General features: G+C 40.1%; 15 protein-coding genes and 2 pseudogenes. 3 read left to right on the top strand and 14 right to left on the bottom strand.

What is annotated here, in order from left to right:
• Positions 1-125: 125 nt before the first annotated feature.
• The gene (locus tag QM867_RS02655; protein WP_414315100.1) at positions 126-1,553 is read right to left on the bottom strand and encodes a helix-turn-helix domain-containing protein; all 1,428 of its coding nucleotides are present in this window, start codon (positions 1,551-1,553) and stop codon (positions 126-128) included.
• A 166-nt stretch (positions 1,554-1,719) separates the two neighbouring features.
• On the opposite strand from QM867_RS02655, the gene hslO reads away from it, so the two are divergent.
• Together hslO and dusB are read left to right on the top strand one after the other, a co-directional pair.
• A complete protein-coding gene (hslO, locus tag QM867_RS02650; RefSeq protein WP_414273130.1) occupies positions 1,720-2,592 on the top strand; it encodes an Hsp33 family molecular chaperone HslO in 873 nt (290 codons plus the stop codon).
• A complete protein-coding gene (dusB, locus tag QM867_RS02645) occupies positions 2,579-3,559 on the top strand; it encodes a tRNA dihydrouridine synthase DusB (protein WP_165847417.1) in 981 nt (326 codons plus the stop codon). The genes hslO and dusB overlap by 14 nt, the downstream gene beginning before the upstream one ends.
• Positions 3,560-3,810: 251 nt before the next feature.
• Here dusB and tnpA read toward each other — a convergent pair.
• The 13 genes and pseudogenes from tnpA to QM867_RS02580 form a co-directional block, all read right to left on the bottom strand.
• A pseudogene (gene tnpA / locus QM867_RS02640) lies at positions 3,811-4,313 on the bottom strand (IS200/IS605 family transposase).
• A 201-nt stretch (positions 4,314-4,514) separates the two neighbouring features.
• On the bottom strand, positions 4,515-5,114 hold the full coding sequence (locus QM867_RS02635) for a response regulator transcription factor (RefSeq protein WP_414315099.1): 600 nt from the start codon (positions 5,112-5,114) through the stop codon (positions 4,515-4,517).
• Positions 5,115-6,212, bottom strand: coding sequence for a histidine kinase (locus tag QM867_RS02630; protein WP_414315098.1), 1,098 nt, complete (start codon positions 6,210-6,212; stop codon positions 5,115-5,117).
• A complete protein-coding gene (locus tag QM867_RS02625) occupies positions 6,212-6,949 on the bottom strand; it encodes an ABC transporter permease (RefSeq protein ID WP_414315097.1) in 738 nt (245 codons plus the stop codon). Before QM867_RS02625 ends, QM867_RS02630 begins: the two co-directional genes overlap by 1 nt.
• A 1-nt stretch (position 6,950) precedes the next feature.
• Positions 6,951-7,835: an ABC transporter ATP-binding protein gene (locus QM867_RS02620; RefSeq protein WP_414315096.1), complete on the bottom strand. Its 885-nt coding sequence runs from the start codon at positions 7,833-7,835 to the stop codon at positions 6,951-6,953.
• Positions 7,822-8,016, bottom strand: a complete 195-nt coding sequence (locus QM867_RS02615; RefSeq protein WP_414315095.1) for a hypothetical protein — start codon at positions 8,014-8,016, stop codon at positions 7,822-7,824. Before QM867_RS02615 ends, QM867_RS02620 begins: the two co-directional genes overlap by 14 nt.
• Complete coding sequence (locus QM867_RS02610; protein WP_301392128.1) at positions 8,013-8,204, bottom strand: hypothetical protein; 192 nt, start codon at positions 8,202-8,204, stop codon at positions 8,013-8,015. Before QM867_RS02610 ends, QM867_RS02615 begins: the two co-directional genes overlap by 4 nt.
• Before the next feature lie 224 nt (positions 8,205-8,428).
• The gene (locus QM867_RS02605) at positions 8,429-10,093 is read right to left on the bottom strand and encodes a DAK2 domain-containing protein (protein ID WP_414315094.1); all 1,665 of its coding nucleotides are present in this window, start codon (positions 10,091-10,093) and stop codon (positions 8,429-8,431) included.
• A 2-nt stretch (positions 10,094-10,095) separates the two neighbouring features.
• Positions 10,096-10,461, bottom strand: coding sequence for an Asp23/Gls24 family envelope stress response protein (locus QM867_RS02600; RefSeq protein WP_371560699.1), 366 nt, complete (start codon positions 10,459-10,461; stop codon positions 10,096-10,098).
• Positions 10,462-10,611: 150 nt separating this feature from the next.
• The gene (rpmB, locus tag QM867_RS02595; protein ID WP_001140948.1) at positions 10,612-10,800 is read right to left on the bottom strand and encodes a 50S ribosomal protein L28; all 189 of its coding nucleotides are present in this window, start codon (positions 10,798-10,800) and stop codon (positions 10,612-10,614) included.
• A 106-nt stretch (positions 10,801-10,906) separates the two neighbouring features.
• Positions 10,907-11,581, bottom strand: coding sequence for a LiaF transmembrane domain-containing protein (locus QM867_RS02590; protein ID WP_414315093.1), 675 nt, complete (start codon positions 11,579-11,581; stop codon positions 10,907-10,909).
• Positions 11,582-11,585: 4 nt separating this feature from the next.
• Positions 11,586-12,032: a LytTR family DNA-binding domain-containing protein gene (locus QM867_RS02585; protein WP_004250544.1), complete on the bottom strand. Its 447-nt coding sequence runs from the start codon at positions 12,030-12,032 to the stop codon at positions 11,586-11,588.
• Between the two features lie 118 nt (positions 12,033-12,150).
• Positions 12,151-12,324, bottom strand: a pseudogene (locus tag QM867_RS02580) (phosphatase PAP2 family protein); the annotation flags it as partial.
• Between the two features lie 200 nt (positions 12,325-12,524).
• Between QM867_RS02580 and QM867_RS02575 the strand changes: the two are divergent.
• On the top strand, positions 12,525-15,074 hold the full coding sequence (locus QM867_RS02575; protein ID WP_414315092.1) for an SEC10/PgrA surface exclusion domain-containing protein: 2,550 nt from the start codon (positions 12,525-12,527) through the stop codon (positions 15,072-15,074).
• Positions 15,075-15,320 lie beyond the last annotated feature (246 nt).

Genomic DNA, 15,320 nt, shown 5'->3' with positions numbered 1-15,320 from the left:
TTCCTCTTTACAGTAACTAGTATACAAAATAAAGCGCTTTCTTGTTTATCAATTTTTTTAAAATTTTTAAAAAAATTGATAAAATTGTGAGAATTTCACAAAAAAGGCCTGGTTTCCCAAGCCTTTTAAGCAAATAGTATCTGACGAATCCCTGCCAAATCTTCCATATCCAAGTCGTTTTTTAAATAATATACTGAAGTCTGGTCCTTTTTATGAATAGGGTTATTTGTAACCAGCAAGTCATAATGCCGACTAGGGTCATAGACCTCAATGCTAATAAAACGATTGTATTCCAAATACCGTTTCAAGACAGCAGTCATTCTTGAAAAAACAAGAAAACCAGATGTCAAATCCAGACCAATCCGCATATGCTGACCACCATTTTCAGCCATATATTCAATTAACTGGAGCCATTCCCAGAGAATTTTCTTATCCAAATCCGTCCCCTGCTGAAAGGCAGGTAGAGTATGAAAAATCTCCTCTGCCGTTCCCTTAAAATCATGTTCCATCAGCAAATAGGGATGACGATTCTCTAACTGGTACTTGTAGCGATCCTGTAAAATATAGCCCTTGTATAGATAGACTTGAGCACAAAGCTGACTGAGTTCATAGGTGACATGGTCCTCTGTATAACCGCCCAGTAACTCTTCCTTCTTCATTTCTTGAATCAATTGCGTCAACAAATCTGCCAGCCGCCCTCCAAACCCAAGGATATACTCCATGGTATGTAGGGGCAAAATGCGATGAGAAAGAAGAAAAGAGAAGAATATCATCATCTCACCATCCTCAGTTCCCAAAGGAATGTGTTGCCCAGCAAAAAAGGACGGTGTCTTTCTCAACAGGCGAAGGTAGAAAATATTGTCAAAATACCCTCGCATTTTATCTTCTATGACTTGAAATTGACAGGCATTGACCCGTAGACGTTGTTGGCTGATATGATTCCACAAAACCAAGTCTAACTTCTGCCCCGAAGACAATTGAGCACCACAGATTTCTTCTAAACTAGCAATCTCCCGCCTTCTCTCAGGCTTTTGCATTTCATTTCCCCAGTCCTTACTCGACCAAACCTTACGTAAAAGACAGAAATAGAAATAGCGAATCTGATGCTCTGGACCTCGCCAACGTCCATTTTGAATAGATAAATCAAATTCTGACAAAATCTGATTTAAGCTAGCTAAGTGACGACCAAGCGTAGCCTCGCTAATCATCAATTCTTGAGCCAGCTGATGGGCTAAAAACTGTTGGTGATAGAGGAGATAGACCAAAATCTGGTATTTAACAGCATTCTCCAAAAACAAGCTCCGAATATCTCTCCCCTTGGTAGCTGCACCGATTGACAGACGCAAATTTTCATCTTCTAAGGAGATATTCAGCTCCAAACCACTGTCCAAAGCCTTGTCATTGAGCAGGGTGACATATTTTGTTAGGGTTGCTTTTGAAAATCCCGTCTCCTCCATCAGTGCTTTTAAGGTCGTTTGTGACTCCTGCAATAAAAAAGAAAGGACTAAAAATTGACCAGCTTCAGCTTTTTCCATCAAGTCTCCTAAATACATTTATTACCCCTTTCATTTTCTTCTTCAAGCATAGCATAAATTAAAAAAATGCTAAAATAATCTGTTTATCTTTTTCAGTTTTTCCCTAGTTTCAAACTCAAATAATCCTCAGAATCAGCAAACACAGCACTCCCCCTTTGGGCATTTTTATGCTAAAATAGTAGCTATGGATAAAATTATTAAAACTATATCAGAAAGCGGAGCCTTTCGTGCTTTTGTCCTTGATAGCACAGAAACCGTTCGCACTGCTCAAGAAAAACACCGAACCCAAGCTAGCTCAACTGTAGCGCTTGGTCGAACTCTTATCGCTAGCCAGATTCTCGCAGCCAATGAAAAAGGGAGTACCAAACTAACAGTGAAGGTACTGGGCTCTAGCTCTCTAGGTGCTATCATCACCATCGCTGATACCAAGGGAAACGTCAAAGGCTACGTTCAAAACCCTGGAGTTGACATTAAAAAGACTGCAACAGGAGAAGTCCTCGTTGGACCTTTTGTCGGAAACGGTCAATTTCTAGTGATTACAGACTATGGCACTGGAAATCCCTATAATTCCATGACGCCTCTTATCTCTGGAGAAATCGGTGAAGACCTCGCTTTCTACCTGACAGAAAGCCAACAAACCCCTTCAGCTGTAGGGCTTAATGTCCTTTTAGACGAAGACGATAAGGTCAAGGTTGCAGGTGGTTTCTTGCTACAAGTATTGCCAAATGCCAAAGAGGAAGAAATTGCACGTTTTGAAAAACGCATCCAAGAAATGCCAGCTATCTCAACCCTTCTAGAAAGCGACGACCATATCGAAGCTCTTCTTAAAGCCATCTATGGTGACGAGCCATACAAACGCTTGTCTGAAGAAGAGATTCGTTTCCAATGTGACTGCAGTAAAGAACGCTTTATGAAGGCTCTTTCTAGTCTCCCAAGCTCAGACTTGCAGGAAATGAAGGACGAAGACCACGGGGCAGAAATCACTTGTCAATTCTGCCAAACAACTTACAACTTTGATGAAAACGACCTGGAGGAACTCATTCGTGACAAATCTTAATACACCTTTTATGATTGGCAATGTTGAGATTCCCAATCGTACCGTTCTAGCACCCATGGCTGGTGTCACCAACTCAGCCTTTCGTACTATCGCAAAAGAGCTCGGAGCTGGGCTCGTTGTCATGGAGATGGTCTCTGACAAGGGAATCCAATACAACAATGAAAAAACCCTTCACATGCTTCATATCGATGAAGGCGAAAACCCTGTCTCTATCCAACTTTTTGGTAGCGATGAAGACAGCCTAGCACGCGCAGCAGAATTCATCCAAGAAAATACCAAAACCGATATCGTCGATATCAACATGGGCTGCCCAGTTAACAAAATAGTGAAGAACGAAGCTGGCGCTATGTGGCTCAAGGACCCCGATAAGATTTACTCTATCATCAACAAGGTCCAATCTGTCCTTGATATCCCACTCACTGTCAAAATGCGCACCGGCTGGGCGGACCCATCTCTGGCAGTAGAAAATGCCCTCGCTGCTGAGGCAGCAGGTGTTTCTGCCCTCGCCATGCATGGCCGTACCCGTGAGCAAATGTATACAGGTCATGCAGACCTTGAGACCCTTCACAAGGTTGCCCAAGCTCTGACCAAGATTCCATTTATCGCCAACGGTGACATCCGTACAGTCCAAGAAGCCAAACAACGCATTGAAGAAGTCGGTGCTGATGCAGTCATGATTGGCCGCGCTGCCATGGGAAATCCTTACCTCTTCAACCAAATCAACCATTACTTTGAAACAGGAGAAATCCTCCCTGATTTGACTTTTGAAGACAAGATGAAAATCGCCTACGAACACTTGAAACGCTTGATTAACCTCAAAGGGGAAAATGTCGCAGTTCGTGAATTCCGAGGACTCGCTCCTCACTACCTCCGTGGAACATCTGGCGCAGCCAAACTCCGTGGAGCTATTTCACAAGCTAGCACCCTAGCAGAGATTGAAGTTCTCTTACAATTGGATAAGGCTTAAACTTCTATACTGCCTTTCGAGTAAGGGGTGATTTCTAGAGCCTCTCATACCACCGTACCTGTCGTTCTGCATACAGCGTTTCAACGTATACCGTTCAAGGTAACAATCCAATCACCCCCGGTCTAACGGCTAGTTTGCATCAGAACGCTATAAGCCCAAATTCCCAGCCAGCGCCTAAAGACGCTGGCTTTCACTTTGTTCAAGCCTTATTGCTCTTGACTCGTCACTTGCTTCTCAAAGAGGCTTTAGTATTACTTACCACTATCCCTAAAGGGATCCTCATGCTCTTTTACACTCAATTTATCTAGTGCTATATCATGCTTTACTCGTTCTCAAATTTTTATACTCGTGAAGAAATCATCCACTGGATAATTTCTTTAATCTTGGATGTATTTACTTATTGTGGCTTCATTAAGCCCTACTGTACTTACATAATAACCTTCCGCCCAGAAATGTCGATTCCTAAACTTGTTCTTGAGATTGACGTGTTTGTCAAACATCATGAGTGCACTTTTTCCTTTTAAATAACCCACACTTATCCTTGGTGGGATACTTACTAACATATGTACATGATCTGGCATCAAGTGTCCTTCGATAATTTCAACACTTTTATAACTACACAAGCGATGGAATATTTCTCCTAAACTACTCCTATATTGATTATAGATGACTTTTCGTCTATACTTAGGGGTGAACACAATGTGATAGAACACATCCACTTTGTGTGCGATAAACTATGAGCATTTTGTGCCATATTTTTCTCCTTTCGCTTTACAATTGGCTTGAACACCTTTATTGTATCGCGTTCGGAGTTTTTTTGGTATAACCTTCGACGCGCACCCGCATAGCGGGTGGTTTTTTTGTATCGCACCTAACGGAGCGAGACGGACTAATAATCACATAACACAAAAAATCTCTTAGATTCATTTCTAAGAGATTTTTTCTTTCTACCCCCTCACAACCAGCCTTCTTCTTCGGCAGTTTTGGCTGCTTCGGTTCGGTTGCTGGCGTTTAGTTTGGAGAGGATATTGGTCATGTAATTACGGACGGTGCCGTTTGAGAGGTAGAGCTTATCTGCAATTTCTTGGTTGGACAGCCCCTGTGCAACTCCATGTAGAACAGCGACTTCTTGCTCGGTCAAGGGATTGGGATGGGTCATCATGACTTCCATCAGCTCTGGAGAATATTCCTTGCGTCCCTCTAACACCGTATGCAGGGTTTGCATAAGTTCGGCGATGCTTCGCTCTTTCAAGACATAGGCGTCGACTCCTGCTTTGACCGCTCGTTCAAAATAGCCTGGACGTTTAAAGGTCGTAACGATAACCACCTTGGTTTCAGGCACTTCTTGTTTGATCCACTCGAGCGCTTCTAGTCCCGTCTTGACTGGCATTTCGACGTCAAGGATGGCAATATCTACTGCTTCTTTCCTCAAAACCTCGATAGCCTCGGCTCCATTTTTTGCCTGCAAGACAGCCTCCACATCTGGTTGAAAGCTCAAGAGCTGGCACATGGCATCTCTAAGCATACTTTGATCTTCTGCGACTAATACTTTCATCTACTTTCTCTCCTTATAAGGCAGATGCACGCGCACCTCTGTGGGATCTTTCAAACTGACCAGCTCTACTTGACCTGAGAAGGCTGTTGCACGATCACGGACTGTATGAAGTTCATTTCCTTTTACCGTTGCAAATCCTTTCCCGTCATCTCTGACTGTCAGGACCAATTCCTGATCTGTACGCTCCAGTTTTAGATAGGCTTTTTCAGCGTTGGCATGCTTGATGATATTGGTCGCCAGTTCTAACAAAATCATAGCAGCCGTCGACTCCACATCTTGGGTCAAACTAGCCTTGTCCAATTGATTCTCAACCTCGACCTCAATCCCAGCAATTTCCAGCATCTTCTTAACAGTCTCAAGCTCTGAAGCTAGGGTCCGTGATTTCAGATTTTCCACAATGGTTCGCACTTCATTCATGGAATCCTTGCTGATCTGGTGAATTTCTTTTAATTCCTTTTCCACCTGTGGATAAGCCTCCATCTGAAATAGCTGCAAGGCTAAATCTGTCTTGACACTCAGCATAGCAAAGGTATGTCCCAAGCTATCATGCAAATCCTGACCGATACGACTGCGTTCATTTTCAGCAAGCAATAGATTTATCTGGGCATTTTGCTTAGCCTGAGCTTCTTTCAAATCCTCCACAATCCGAATCCGAACCAAACCAAAAGTCATTAAATCGACAAAAGCAAGGATTACAAGTAGATAGAATAGAAACTCAACTTCGATTCTCTGAATAATCAACAGTTGGCCCAAAACAAGGACTTGAGCAAGAAGAAAAGTCCAGACATGTAAAGACTTTAAACCACTTACGCTAAAATGATAACTTAAGAGATTGGATAGGAAAAAGAAAAACCAGATATAATTAACAGTAACAAAGGCAGTATTCCCAACTACATAAGTCAGCATGAGACCCCAGAAAAGCCAAGATAGGCGCTGGCTCTTAGTTGTTAAAATACCCAAATACGCAACTACAAATAGAATATCAATCAATAAATGCCAGGCAGAAAGCCACCCAGTCACTACAGGCAGGATGGGGAAAATCATAAAAATTAAACTGACCCAGAACATATAATGTATGCTTTTCAGTCTTTCAAGCATTAAGCATTCTCCTTATGACCTTGAAGGTAAATGGTCAAACCAAACAAAACTGCTGAAAAAACAAGTAGATAAACTGTGGCTGATAAATTGATGCCACCCTCGTTTAAGAAGGTCTTGAGCAACTCCATCAACTGATAGCTTGGTAGACGCTTCCCGATTGCTTGCATCCAGTCTGGAAATAAAGAGACAGGCATCCAGAGTCCGCCTAAAACAGCCAAGCCAAAGTAAAGAAGATTGCCCACGACAGACATCAGCTGACTGGACGGCAAGAGAGTCAGGGTTAAGCCAAGTGCTACAAAGGCAACACTTCCTACTATCAGCAAGAACGCAGCCCCAATCCAGTTTCCAAGAGACATATCCACACCTCTTACAAAATGCCCAACTGAGAAAACAACCAGAATTGAGACCAAATAATCAACCAGCATACTTGTTATCTTTGATAGATAATATTCTACCATATTTACAGGGCTATGACGTAATATTTTCTGCCAGTTGTTGATCTTATCGGTATGTAAAACAACTGGGAATGAAAAGATAGCTGTCGACATCATGGAAAAAGCCGTCATGGAGATGAGGTAGTCGCGCATAAAATTAGCCGGTCCACCTGGTGTGTCCTGGTACATACCTGAAAAGAATAAATAGAAGGCTGTCGGCATCCCTACGGATAACAGATAATAGACTAATTGTCGTTTGGTCAATAGAAATTCTATCTTGTTTAGTGCGATCCATCGTTTCATCTTAGTCATCTCCCTTTTGTGTTTCTTCAAAGATTGTATCCAACAAGCTACGGTTATTAACTTCGATTTCTTGTATGCTACATCCTGCTTGCACTAACAGTTGCCAAAAAGCATCCGCTTCACGTGTAACTACTTGCAGAGCATCTTGTTTTTGTGACCAGTTTTCAACCAAGTTTGACTGTTCGACAACTTCCTTATATGCTAGAGGAAGGATAAAGTGCTTTTCAATCTCCTCACTGCGCATGGCTAGAGGTGTTGTATCGCGAATCAACTCTCCCTTATTCAAGACCAAGATTCGGTCCGCTGTATGCTCTACTTCTTCGATATAATGGGACGAATAGAGAATGGTGACTCCTTGGGATTTTAGGTCCTGAACAATTTCCCAAAAACGTTGACGAGTAGAGGTATCCATAGCAGCAGTTGGTTCATCTAAAAAGACAAGCTTTGGTCGCCCAATCAAGGTCAAGACAAAAGAGAAGAGACGCTTTTGCCCACCTGACAATTTTTCTGCGAATTGGTCTTTTTGTTGCTTGTCAAACTGCAATAGTTGATCGATTTCCTGGTTGCTCAAGGGATTTGGGTAAATGCTTTGAAAGAAAACAATCAACTCTTTGACCTTTAATTTCTGAACGATGACATTTTCTTGAGGCAGGTAGCCTCTAATATAGTCTAACTGAGAGCTCGTCACTGGCAAGCCTTGTATGGATACTTGACCGCTGGTGACCAGTTTATCTCCAAGCAAACAGTCCAAGAGTGTGGTCTTCCCAGCACCATTGGGCCCAATCAAGGCGACGCATTCACCTTCAGCTACCTCAAAGGAAATATCCTTCAAAATAGCCTTGCCCTTGATGTTTTTATTTAGGCTTTCTACCTTAATCATGTTCATGATATTCTCCTTTCAGCCACTCCTTTCCCATCGGAAAGGCGATAAAAATCATAAATCCTAGACCCCAGGCACCGCGAATGACTTGGTGAAGGAAGGTTTGATCAAACCAACCTGTAAACATTTCTACCAACCATACCACTAGTGATAGTCCAATAAAAAGAAAGAGAATCGCTTTTTTCATTTTTCAAACTCCTTTTTCACATCTGAGACCAATTTCAAACCTTCTCGAATCAACCAAGACATGATTCCAAAGCTTGCAAACAATTCCCAAGGAAAATGATAGAAGCCTTCATCCATCCCAGAAAACATGAGATAAGTCATGACTCCTGCTGCTACTAAACTCATTGCGACAATTACTTTATGTTTCATTTTTTTCTTCCTCCATTTGATACATCTAGTATAATTCTTTGAAGGTAGAATCACTAGAAGCTTCTGTCATGAGGAGATATGACAAATGTCATTAAAAATGATGGAACAGAAATTACTAGATTGGATTGATTTTCTAGCACCAATCAGCTACTGGGTCCAAAACTCATTGCAAACCAAAAAGATCGGGAATCTTTTCCCGACCTCTTTCGTTTTCTATTTCATTCTTATTCCACACTGAAAAGATATGGGTAAACTGGTTGTTGACCATGGTGGATTTCTACTTCGACATCTTCGAATTCTTCTGCGATTTCTTGGGCGATTTGGTTAGCCAATTCTTCGCTTCCATCTTCACCAATATAGAAGGTTACGATTTCTCTGTCTTCATCCAACATATGTTTCAAGGTTTCAGTCAAGGTTTGGTGCATGTCAGGGTTTGATACGAGGATCTTACCATCTACCATACCTAGATTGTCATTTTCATGGATTTCCAAACCATCGATAGTCGTGTCACGAACGGCTGTTGTTACACTACCGCTGACAACATCGCCAAGAGCTGCAGTCATGCGTTCTTTATTTTCTTCGATAGACTTGCTTGGGTCAAATGCTAGAAGGCTAGTCAATCCTTGAGGAAGGGTACGAGCTTCTACCACTACTGCTGGTTGTTCCAATACCTCAGCTGCAGATTGAGCTGCCATGAAGATATTTTTGTTGTTCGGTAAGAAGATAATGTTGCGAGCATTAACTTGCTCAACAGCCTTGACAAAGTCTTCTGTCGAAGGGTTCATGGTTTGTCCACCTTCGATGACATAGTCCACACCTTGAGCACGGAAGATGTCTGCCAAGCCTTGACCAGCTACTACTGCGATAAGGGCATATTCTTTTTCTTCAGCCGGCTTGCTAACTTGAGCTTCTTTTTCTACTTGTGCTTCGTGTTGGTTACGCATGTTATCGACTTTAACCTTGACCAAGCTACCATATTTAAGACCTTCTTGCATAACAAGACCTGGATCTTCTGTATGGACGTGAACTTTAACGATTTCATCGTCATTGACAACAAGCAATGAGTCCCCAAGGTCGTTCAAGTAGTTACGGAATTCTTCGTAGTCAAACTCTTTAGCATAAGTTGGACCTTGCTTAAGGGCTACCATGATTTCAGTACAGTAACCAAAGGTGATGTCTTCTGTTGCCACATGTCCAGCTACAGACTTGTGGTGTTCTGCATTGATCATTTCACTCATATTAGCTGGAGTCGCTACAAAGTCCTCAGAAGCGCTATATTCACCAGTAAGAGCTGAAAGGAAGCCTTCATAGATGAAGACCAAACCTTGACCACCTGAGTCTACAACTCCAACTTCCTTCAATACTGGAAGCATGTCTGGAGTCTTAGCAAGGGCTGTTTTAGCTCCTTCCAAAGCTGCACGCATAACCTCAATAGCATCGTCTGTCTGCTCGGCTTTTTTCTTAGCACCGATGGCAGCACCACGTGATACAGTCAAAATTGTTCCTTCAACTGGCTTCATAACAGCCTTGTAGGCTACTTCAACACCAGATTGGAAGGCAAGAGCTAAGTCTTTTCCTGTTAACTCTTCTTTGGTTTTGATGGCTTGCGAAAATCCGCGAAAAAGCTGTGAAGTGATAACTCCTGAGTTCCCACGCGCACCCATCAAAAGACCTTTAGCCAAGATGCTTGCAGCCTCACCAACTGTTGAAGCTGGTTTGTCTGCTACTTCTTTAGCACCATTTTCGATAGTCATTCCCATGTTTGTTCCTGTATCTCCATCTGGAACTGGGAAGACGTTTAATGAGTTGACATATTCGGCTTGCTTGTTCAAACGAGTAGATGCAGCCTGTACCATTTCTTGAAATAAGCTTGTAGTAATATTTGACACGATTATTCTCCTACAACTTTGATATTTTGAATATAGACATTCACAGCTTGAGCAGTGATGCCAAGTTGGTTTTCCAAACTAAAGCGTACACGCTCTTGGATGTTTTTTGAGACTTCACTAATCTTAGTTCCATAGCTCAACACGGTATATACATCAACTGCAATGCTACCATCTTCGGCCGCTTTTACAACGACACCTTTAGAATAATTTTCCTTCCCAAGAAGGGCTTGGAAATTATCTTTGAGGGCTTTCTTACTTGCCATACCGACCACACCAAAAATCTCAGTTGCTGCACCGCCTACAACGGTAGCAATCACTTCATCTGTTAGTTCGATTTGACCATCTTTTGTATTAATTTTTACAGTCATTTTTTCTACCTCAACTAGTTGATACTCTATTTTATCATATTTCAAGCCAAGTGTAAAAGCAGAATACTGTATCGGCGGATATTTGCTCCTTTGACAAGTGATTTTGTACTTAGAGCAAAAGAAAAAGACCTGATGGCCTTTTACTCTTTATTAAACGCGTTCTACTTTACCTGATTTCAAAGCACGAGCTGAAGCCCAAACTTTTTTAGGTTTACCATCTATAAGTACAGTAACTTTTTGAAGGTTTGGTTTTACGGCACGTTTTGTTTGGTTCATCGCGTGTGAACGGTTGTTTCCTGATACAGTCTTACGACCTGTAAAGTAACATACTTTAGCCATTTGTGTTTTCCTCCTATTAGATCTAATATAGCGGATGTGCTAGCACCACATACTGTACTATGTTATCACACTTTCTCTTTTTTGGCAAGGGGATTGGAAGATTTTTTTATTTAACGTAAACAACTCCTAGTTTCCCAAAAGCTACATCTCCACGGATAATCAAAGTTTTGCTGGTTGGGGCTAGAGGGGCATCTGCCTTGGCTGCTCCACAAAAAGTCTCTACCTTTAGATCTACTCTCCAGTGTTGAGGCACGTAGATAACTGCATTCCCAAATCCGACTTCGATATTCAGAGTAGCAAAATCACCTAACATCTCTGCATTATCATAATAAATCTTGGCATTCCCAAAACCGACCTCAAACTCATCTTCTACCAATTCTTGGTCTTGCTTGTAAAATGTACCCGCCCCAAAAGCGACTTCCTTGTCTGTCAGAATGGTCTTTTCACCGTCATACCACCATTTTTTTCCATTCCAAGTTCTGTTAGAATGAGTGAGTGTGCTGACACCCATTACGATTAAAATACTTGCCCAGAACAATGACTGATTGGGAATCGGTAAAATACCATAAAAATGATTAGCAATCATGAGGGCTACTAGGGCTGTAAAAGAGGCTGATGTTAGATGACGACGAAGCAAAGCCTCAACTGATTGATAGGCAAAAAATCCAATACCGATCAAGGGCCAAATTTCCCCTTCAAGTGAAGGAATACCAAAATTCCCCTGCAATAACACTACAGCTGCCAATACTAGCAACACAATACCAAATGCTTTCTTTTTCATGTTCTTACCTCATGTTTCTTAGATTTTCTTTTAGGAGGGATTGATAGTGCCGTGACACGTGAACCTCCTTGTGGGTTTGATAAAAGGAAATAGTGCCTGTCCCTGAGAAGGACTTGTCAACCGAGTAAACTTGCCGGATATTGGCAATGGTCGACTTGGATACCCGACTAAAATAGCGTGGCAGGATAGACTCCAACTCATAAAGCTTGAGCCGAACCTCATAGGCCTCTTTCTGGGTATGGGCGTAAATCTTGCTACCTTCCGTCTCAAAGAAGAGGATTTCTGCCAAGTCTAAGTAATACTCACCCGTCCCCTTGTAAAAGATCAACCTAGGAGCCTTGGTTTCTTGCAAGAGTCGTTGCAAGTCAGCTATCTCATCTGTCAGGGCTGCAGCCTTGATGACAATCTCTGTCTCAGTTAATTCACTATCAATCTCGATTCGTAACTTCATCCTATCTCCTTTCTGCATCTACTATACCAAAGGCCAGAAGACTTTACAAGGGCAAAAAAGCAAGTGGTCACTTTTGACCCGTAAGTGGTTACGAGGCCAAGCCCACTTGCTTTGCATTTCACAAAATAAAGAAAAGAAATCCCCAAAGGAGACCACAGGCGTAGCCAACTAAAACATCCTTTGGATAATGAACGCCTCCTAAGACCCGCACAAGACCGAGAAGAGCTGATAAGACCAACAAAACCAACCCCACAGGCAGATTTGCATGCAAGCAAGCCATGGAAATAATGGTTTTTACTTTCATTAGTTACGAAATAACACATATCAAAATCAGTTTGAGCAAAGAAACTTCTTTGCTCTTTTTATCTAAGTTTTAAAATTGGAGTAATTTAAATATAGAATTAAGTCAAAAATAAAATTTTATGATATTATAGTAAAAAACAAAAGAAATTTTGTGCAATTAATTTAGAAAAAGATAAAGAGGGATCTGATATGAAAAAACAAACTATTATTGTTGGGGCCGCAATCCTAGCTGCAACCACTGGAACGACTGTATTCGCAGAGGAAGCTGAACCAACTTCTGTAGCACAACCTACTAAAGCAACTGAAGCAGCTCCAACAGCAGAAAATGCTACTCCTATTCAGAAAGCAGAAAAAGAAGTTGCGAAAATTTCAAAAGATGTAACTAACGCTGAAACTTCTGCAAAAGAAACTTTCGATAAAGAAACTCAAGCTAAATCTGATCACGATAAAGCTACAGATGAAGTAAAAGCTGCTCAAGATGCAGTTAATAAAACTAACGAAAAATTAAAAAATGCTGAAGCTACTTTAGCTAAAGATAAAGAATTAACTCCAAAATTAGAAAAAGAATTACAATCTAATAAAGACGAAGTAACAAATACAGAGAATGGAATCTCTAATACAGAAAATCAATTAACAACAGCTAAAGAAAAACAAAAAACAGAAGAAGCTAAAATTCAACCACAAGTTGATGCTTTGAATGAAGCAACTTCTTCTAAAGAAGTTGCTCAAGATAAAGTAAATTCTATTAAACAAGATTTGAAAACAAATCAAGCAAATGAAGCTACTTTAACTAAAGAAATCAATGATTTAACTTCTGCTAAAGAAGCTGCTAACCAAAATGTAACCAAAACAAAAACAGCTTTAGATAATGCTAAAACAGCTGATAAAACTCGTGCTAACAACATTGCTTCACAAAAAACAATTGTAGCGCAAGACCAAAGAAATAAAGATAATGCTATTGCAACAGAAAAAGCAAAAACTGCTGAAAAAGAAAAATTAGCTAATGACTTGACTTCTGCTAAGAATGCACTTGCTGACAACTTGGAAATTCCAGTAACAGATGCTTATATTTCTGCTCTTAAAGCTTACAAACAAAACAAATCAAAAGCAAATGATGAAGCTTTAGTTAAAATTTCAAAAGAAATCTTAGCATCAAAAGAAGTTGAAGCTGCTAAGGAATTACTAAAAGAGAGTGACACACGTACTGTTGACCCAGCAAATCTAACAACAGAACAATTAAAAGAATTGAATATCCGTATGGCTCAATTTATTGAAGATGTACGTACTAAATTCGGAACATTCTCTCCAACTATGATTCGTGTAAGTGAAGAATCAGTTAACCTATCAAAACTTATTAGTGAAACATACAAAAATGCTGTTCGTAATCATGCTAATACTACAAATCCAACTGTAGATGATGCGTATGATACAGGTCATGTGAAAAGTAATGTAACTATTGCTCCAAATATGGCTAAAGCTGGTTATAAAACTGACGCTCTCCCAGTTCGTATGGAAACTCTTGCATATTCTTATGAAACAAATATGACTACAATGGGCGAATTAAAAGCAGAATTATATAATAGTATGATTCGTTGGATGTATGATGATTATTTGAGTGATTGGGGTCATGCTCTTATTCAATCTGGCTTACAATGGGATTACAAGAAAACAGAATTGCATACATTTGTTGTTCAAGATGGTTCATATGTAACGATTGGGACTGACGAAACAGCCTTCAAGACCCAAGATAGCAATTTGAAAACTAAAGAGTATGAAATTCCAGCAACAGATTACAGCAAAACGGTTACTCGTGTAAATTCTCTTGACAAACTAATTGAAACAAACAAAGCCGAATTGGCTCAAGCTACTAAGAATGTTAAATCAACGACTGATAAGCTTGATGCTTCAACAAAAGAATTGAAACGTTTAGAAGCAATTGAAATTCAAACTCCTAAAGCACAAACTGCTTACGACAGTGCTGTTGCTAAACAAACTCAATTAGCAAACCAATTAACAGAAAAGAATAACAATCTTACTGCTGTTCAAAACAAAAGCAAAGAATTAAATATTGCTCTACCTAAAGCTGAATCTGATTTAACTAAAGCAACTGAAACTTACAACAAAGCGAAAGCTGAATATGATAAAGTAAGTGCTGATGTAGAACGTGCTAAAGCCGAAGTTAAACGAATTGAGGCTCAATTGAAAGCACTTAATGCTAAATTGACAGAAGCAAAAAATAAAGTTACTAACACTGAAAAATCTATTGCTGAAAACAACAAAGAAATTGAAACATTAACAAATTCTATTAAAGAATTAAAAGAACAACTTAAAGATCAAGAAACTATTCTTAAAGAAAAAGTAAAAGTTCAAAAAGAAAAAGAAGAGATCTACTTGAAAGCTAAAGGAGTTGCTGATGTAGAACGTGCTAAAATCAATGAACTTAAATCTAAACATGAAGCTGCGGTTACTTATTTAGAATCATTGAAATCAGAAAAAGCTCGTGAAGTACAAAAACAAAGAAAACTTGAAAAATACAATAGAATGTTCGATAAAGTATTGTACGGAACAAATACTACAGCTAATCAAAATTCTAATCACACTCTACCAGCAACTAACTCTTCTAATGAATCAGTATTACCAAATACTGGTTCAATTGAACAATCATTCATGACATATTCAGCACTTATAAGTTTAGCTACTGCAGGTTATGCTTTGGCAAGAAAGAAAAAAGAAGACTAATCCATTCTGACAATTTAAAAAAGAGAAGACAAGTTTAGACAATGTCATTAAGTTAAGAAATTCAAATACGATTCTGTATTGAATTGCACCCCAAAAGTTAGACAGAAAAAATCTAACTTTTGGGGTGTTTTATTATGCGACTATTAGTCCGTCTCGCTCCGCTAGGTGCGCGTCGAAGGTTATACCAAAAAAACTCCAAACGCAATACAATAAGGGTGTTCAAGCCAATTGTAAAGCGAAAGGAGA

It is taken from the genome of Streptococcus infantis, from assembly GCF_047463635.1.
GTDB lineage: Bacteria > Bacillota > Bacilli > Lactobacillales > Streptococcaceae > Streptococcus > Streptococcus infantis_W.
Note: the sequence above shows the minus strand (reverse complement) of the source record. Positions and strands in the feature narration are given on the sequence as shown.

What these genes read in the sequence shown, in the direction of transcription:
- QM867_RS02600 (WP_371560699.1), bottom strand. Translation starts at nt 10,461, where the DNA reads ATGACTGTAAAAATTAATACAAAAGATGGTCAAATCGAACTAACAGAT.
- QM867_RS02620 (WP_414315096.1), bottom strand. Translation starts at nt 7,835, where the DNA reads ATGAACATGATTAAGGTAGAAAGCCTAAATAAAAACATCAAGGGCAAG.
- rpmB (WP_001140948.1), bottom strand. Translation starts at nt 10,800, where the DNA reads ATGGCTAAAGTATGTTACTTTACAGGTCGTAAGACTGTATCAGGAAAC.
- QM867_RS02610 (WP_301392128.1), bottom strand. Translation starts at nt 8,204, where the DNA reads ATGAAACATAAAGTAATTGTCGCAATGAGTTTAGTAGCAGCAGGAGTC.
- QM867_RS02615 (WP_414315095.1), bottom strand. Translation starts at nt 8,016, where the DNA reads ATGAAAAAAGCGATTCTCTTTCTTTTTATTGGACTATCACTAGTGGTA.
- QM867_RS02575 (WP_414315092.1), top strand. Translation starts at nt 12,525, where the DNA reads ATGAAAAAACAAACTATTATTGTTGGGGCCGCAATCCTAGCTGCAACC.
- QM867_RS02630 (WP_414315098.1), bottom strand. Translation starts at nt 6,212, where the DNA reads ATGCTTGAAAGACTGAAAAGCATACATTATATGTTCTGGGTCAGTTTA.
- QM867_RS02655 (WP_414315100.1), bottom strand. Translation starts at nt 1,553, where the DNA reads ATGTATTTAGGAGACTTGATGGAAAAAGCTGAAGCTGGTCAATTTTTA.
- QM867_RS02590 (WP_414315093.1), bottom strand. Translation starts at nt 11,581, where the DNA reads ATGAAAAAGAAAGCATTTGGTATTGTGTTGCTAGTATTGGCAGCTGTA.
- QM867_RS02635 (WP_414315099.1), bottom strand. Translation starts at nt 5,114, where the DNA reads ATGAAAGTATTAGTCGCAGAAGATCAAAGTATGCTTAGAGATGCCATG.
- QM867_RS02625 (WP_414315097.1), bottom strand. Translation starts at nt 6,949, where the DNA reads ATGAAACGATGGATCGCACTAAACAAGATAGAATTTCTATTGACCAAA.
- QM867_RS02585 (WP_004250544.1), bottom strand. Translation starts at nt 12,032, where the DNA reads ATGAAGTTACGAATCGAGATTGATAGTGAATTAACTGAGACAGAGATT.
- hslO (WP_414273130.1), top strand. Translation starts at nt 1,720, where the DNA reads ATGGATAAAATTATTAAAACTATATCAGAAAGCGGAGCCTTTCGTGCT.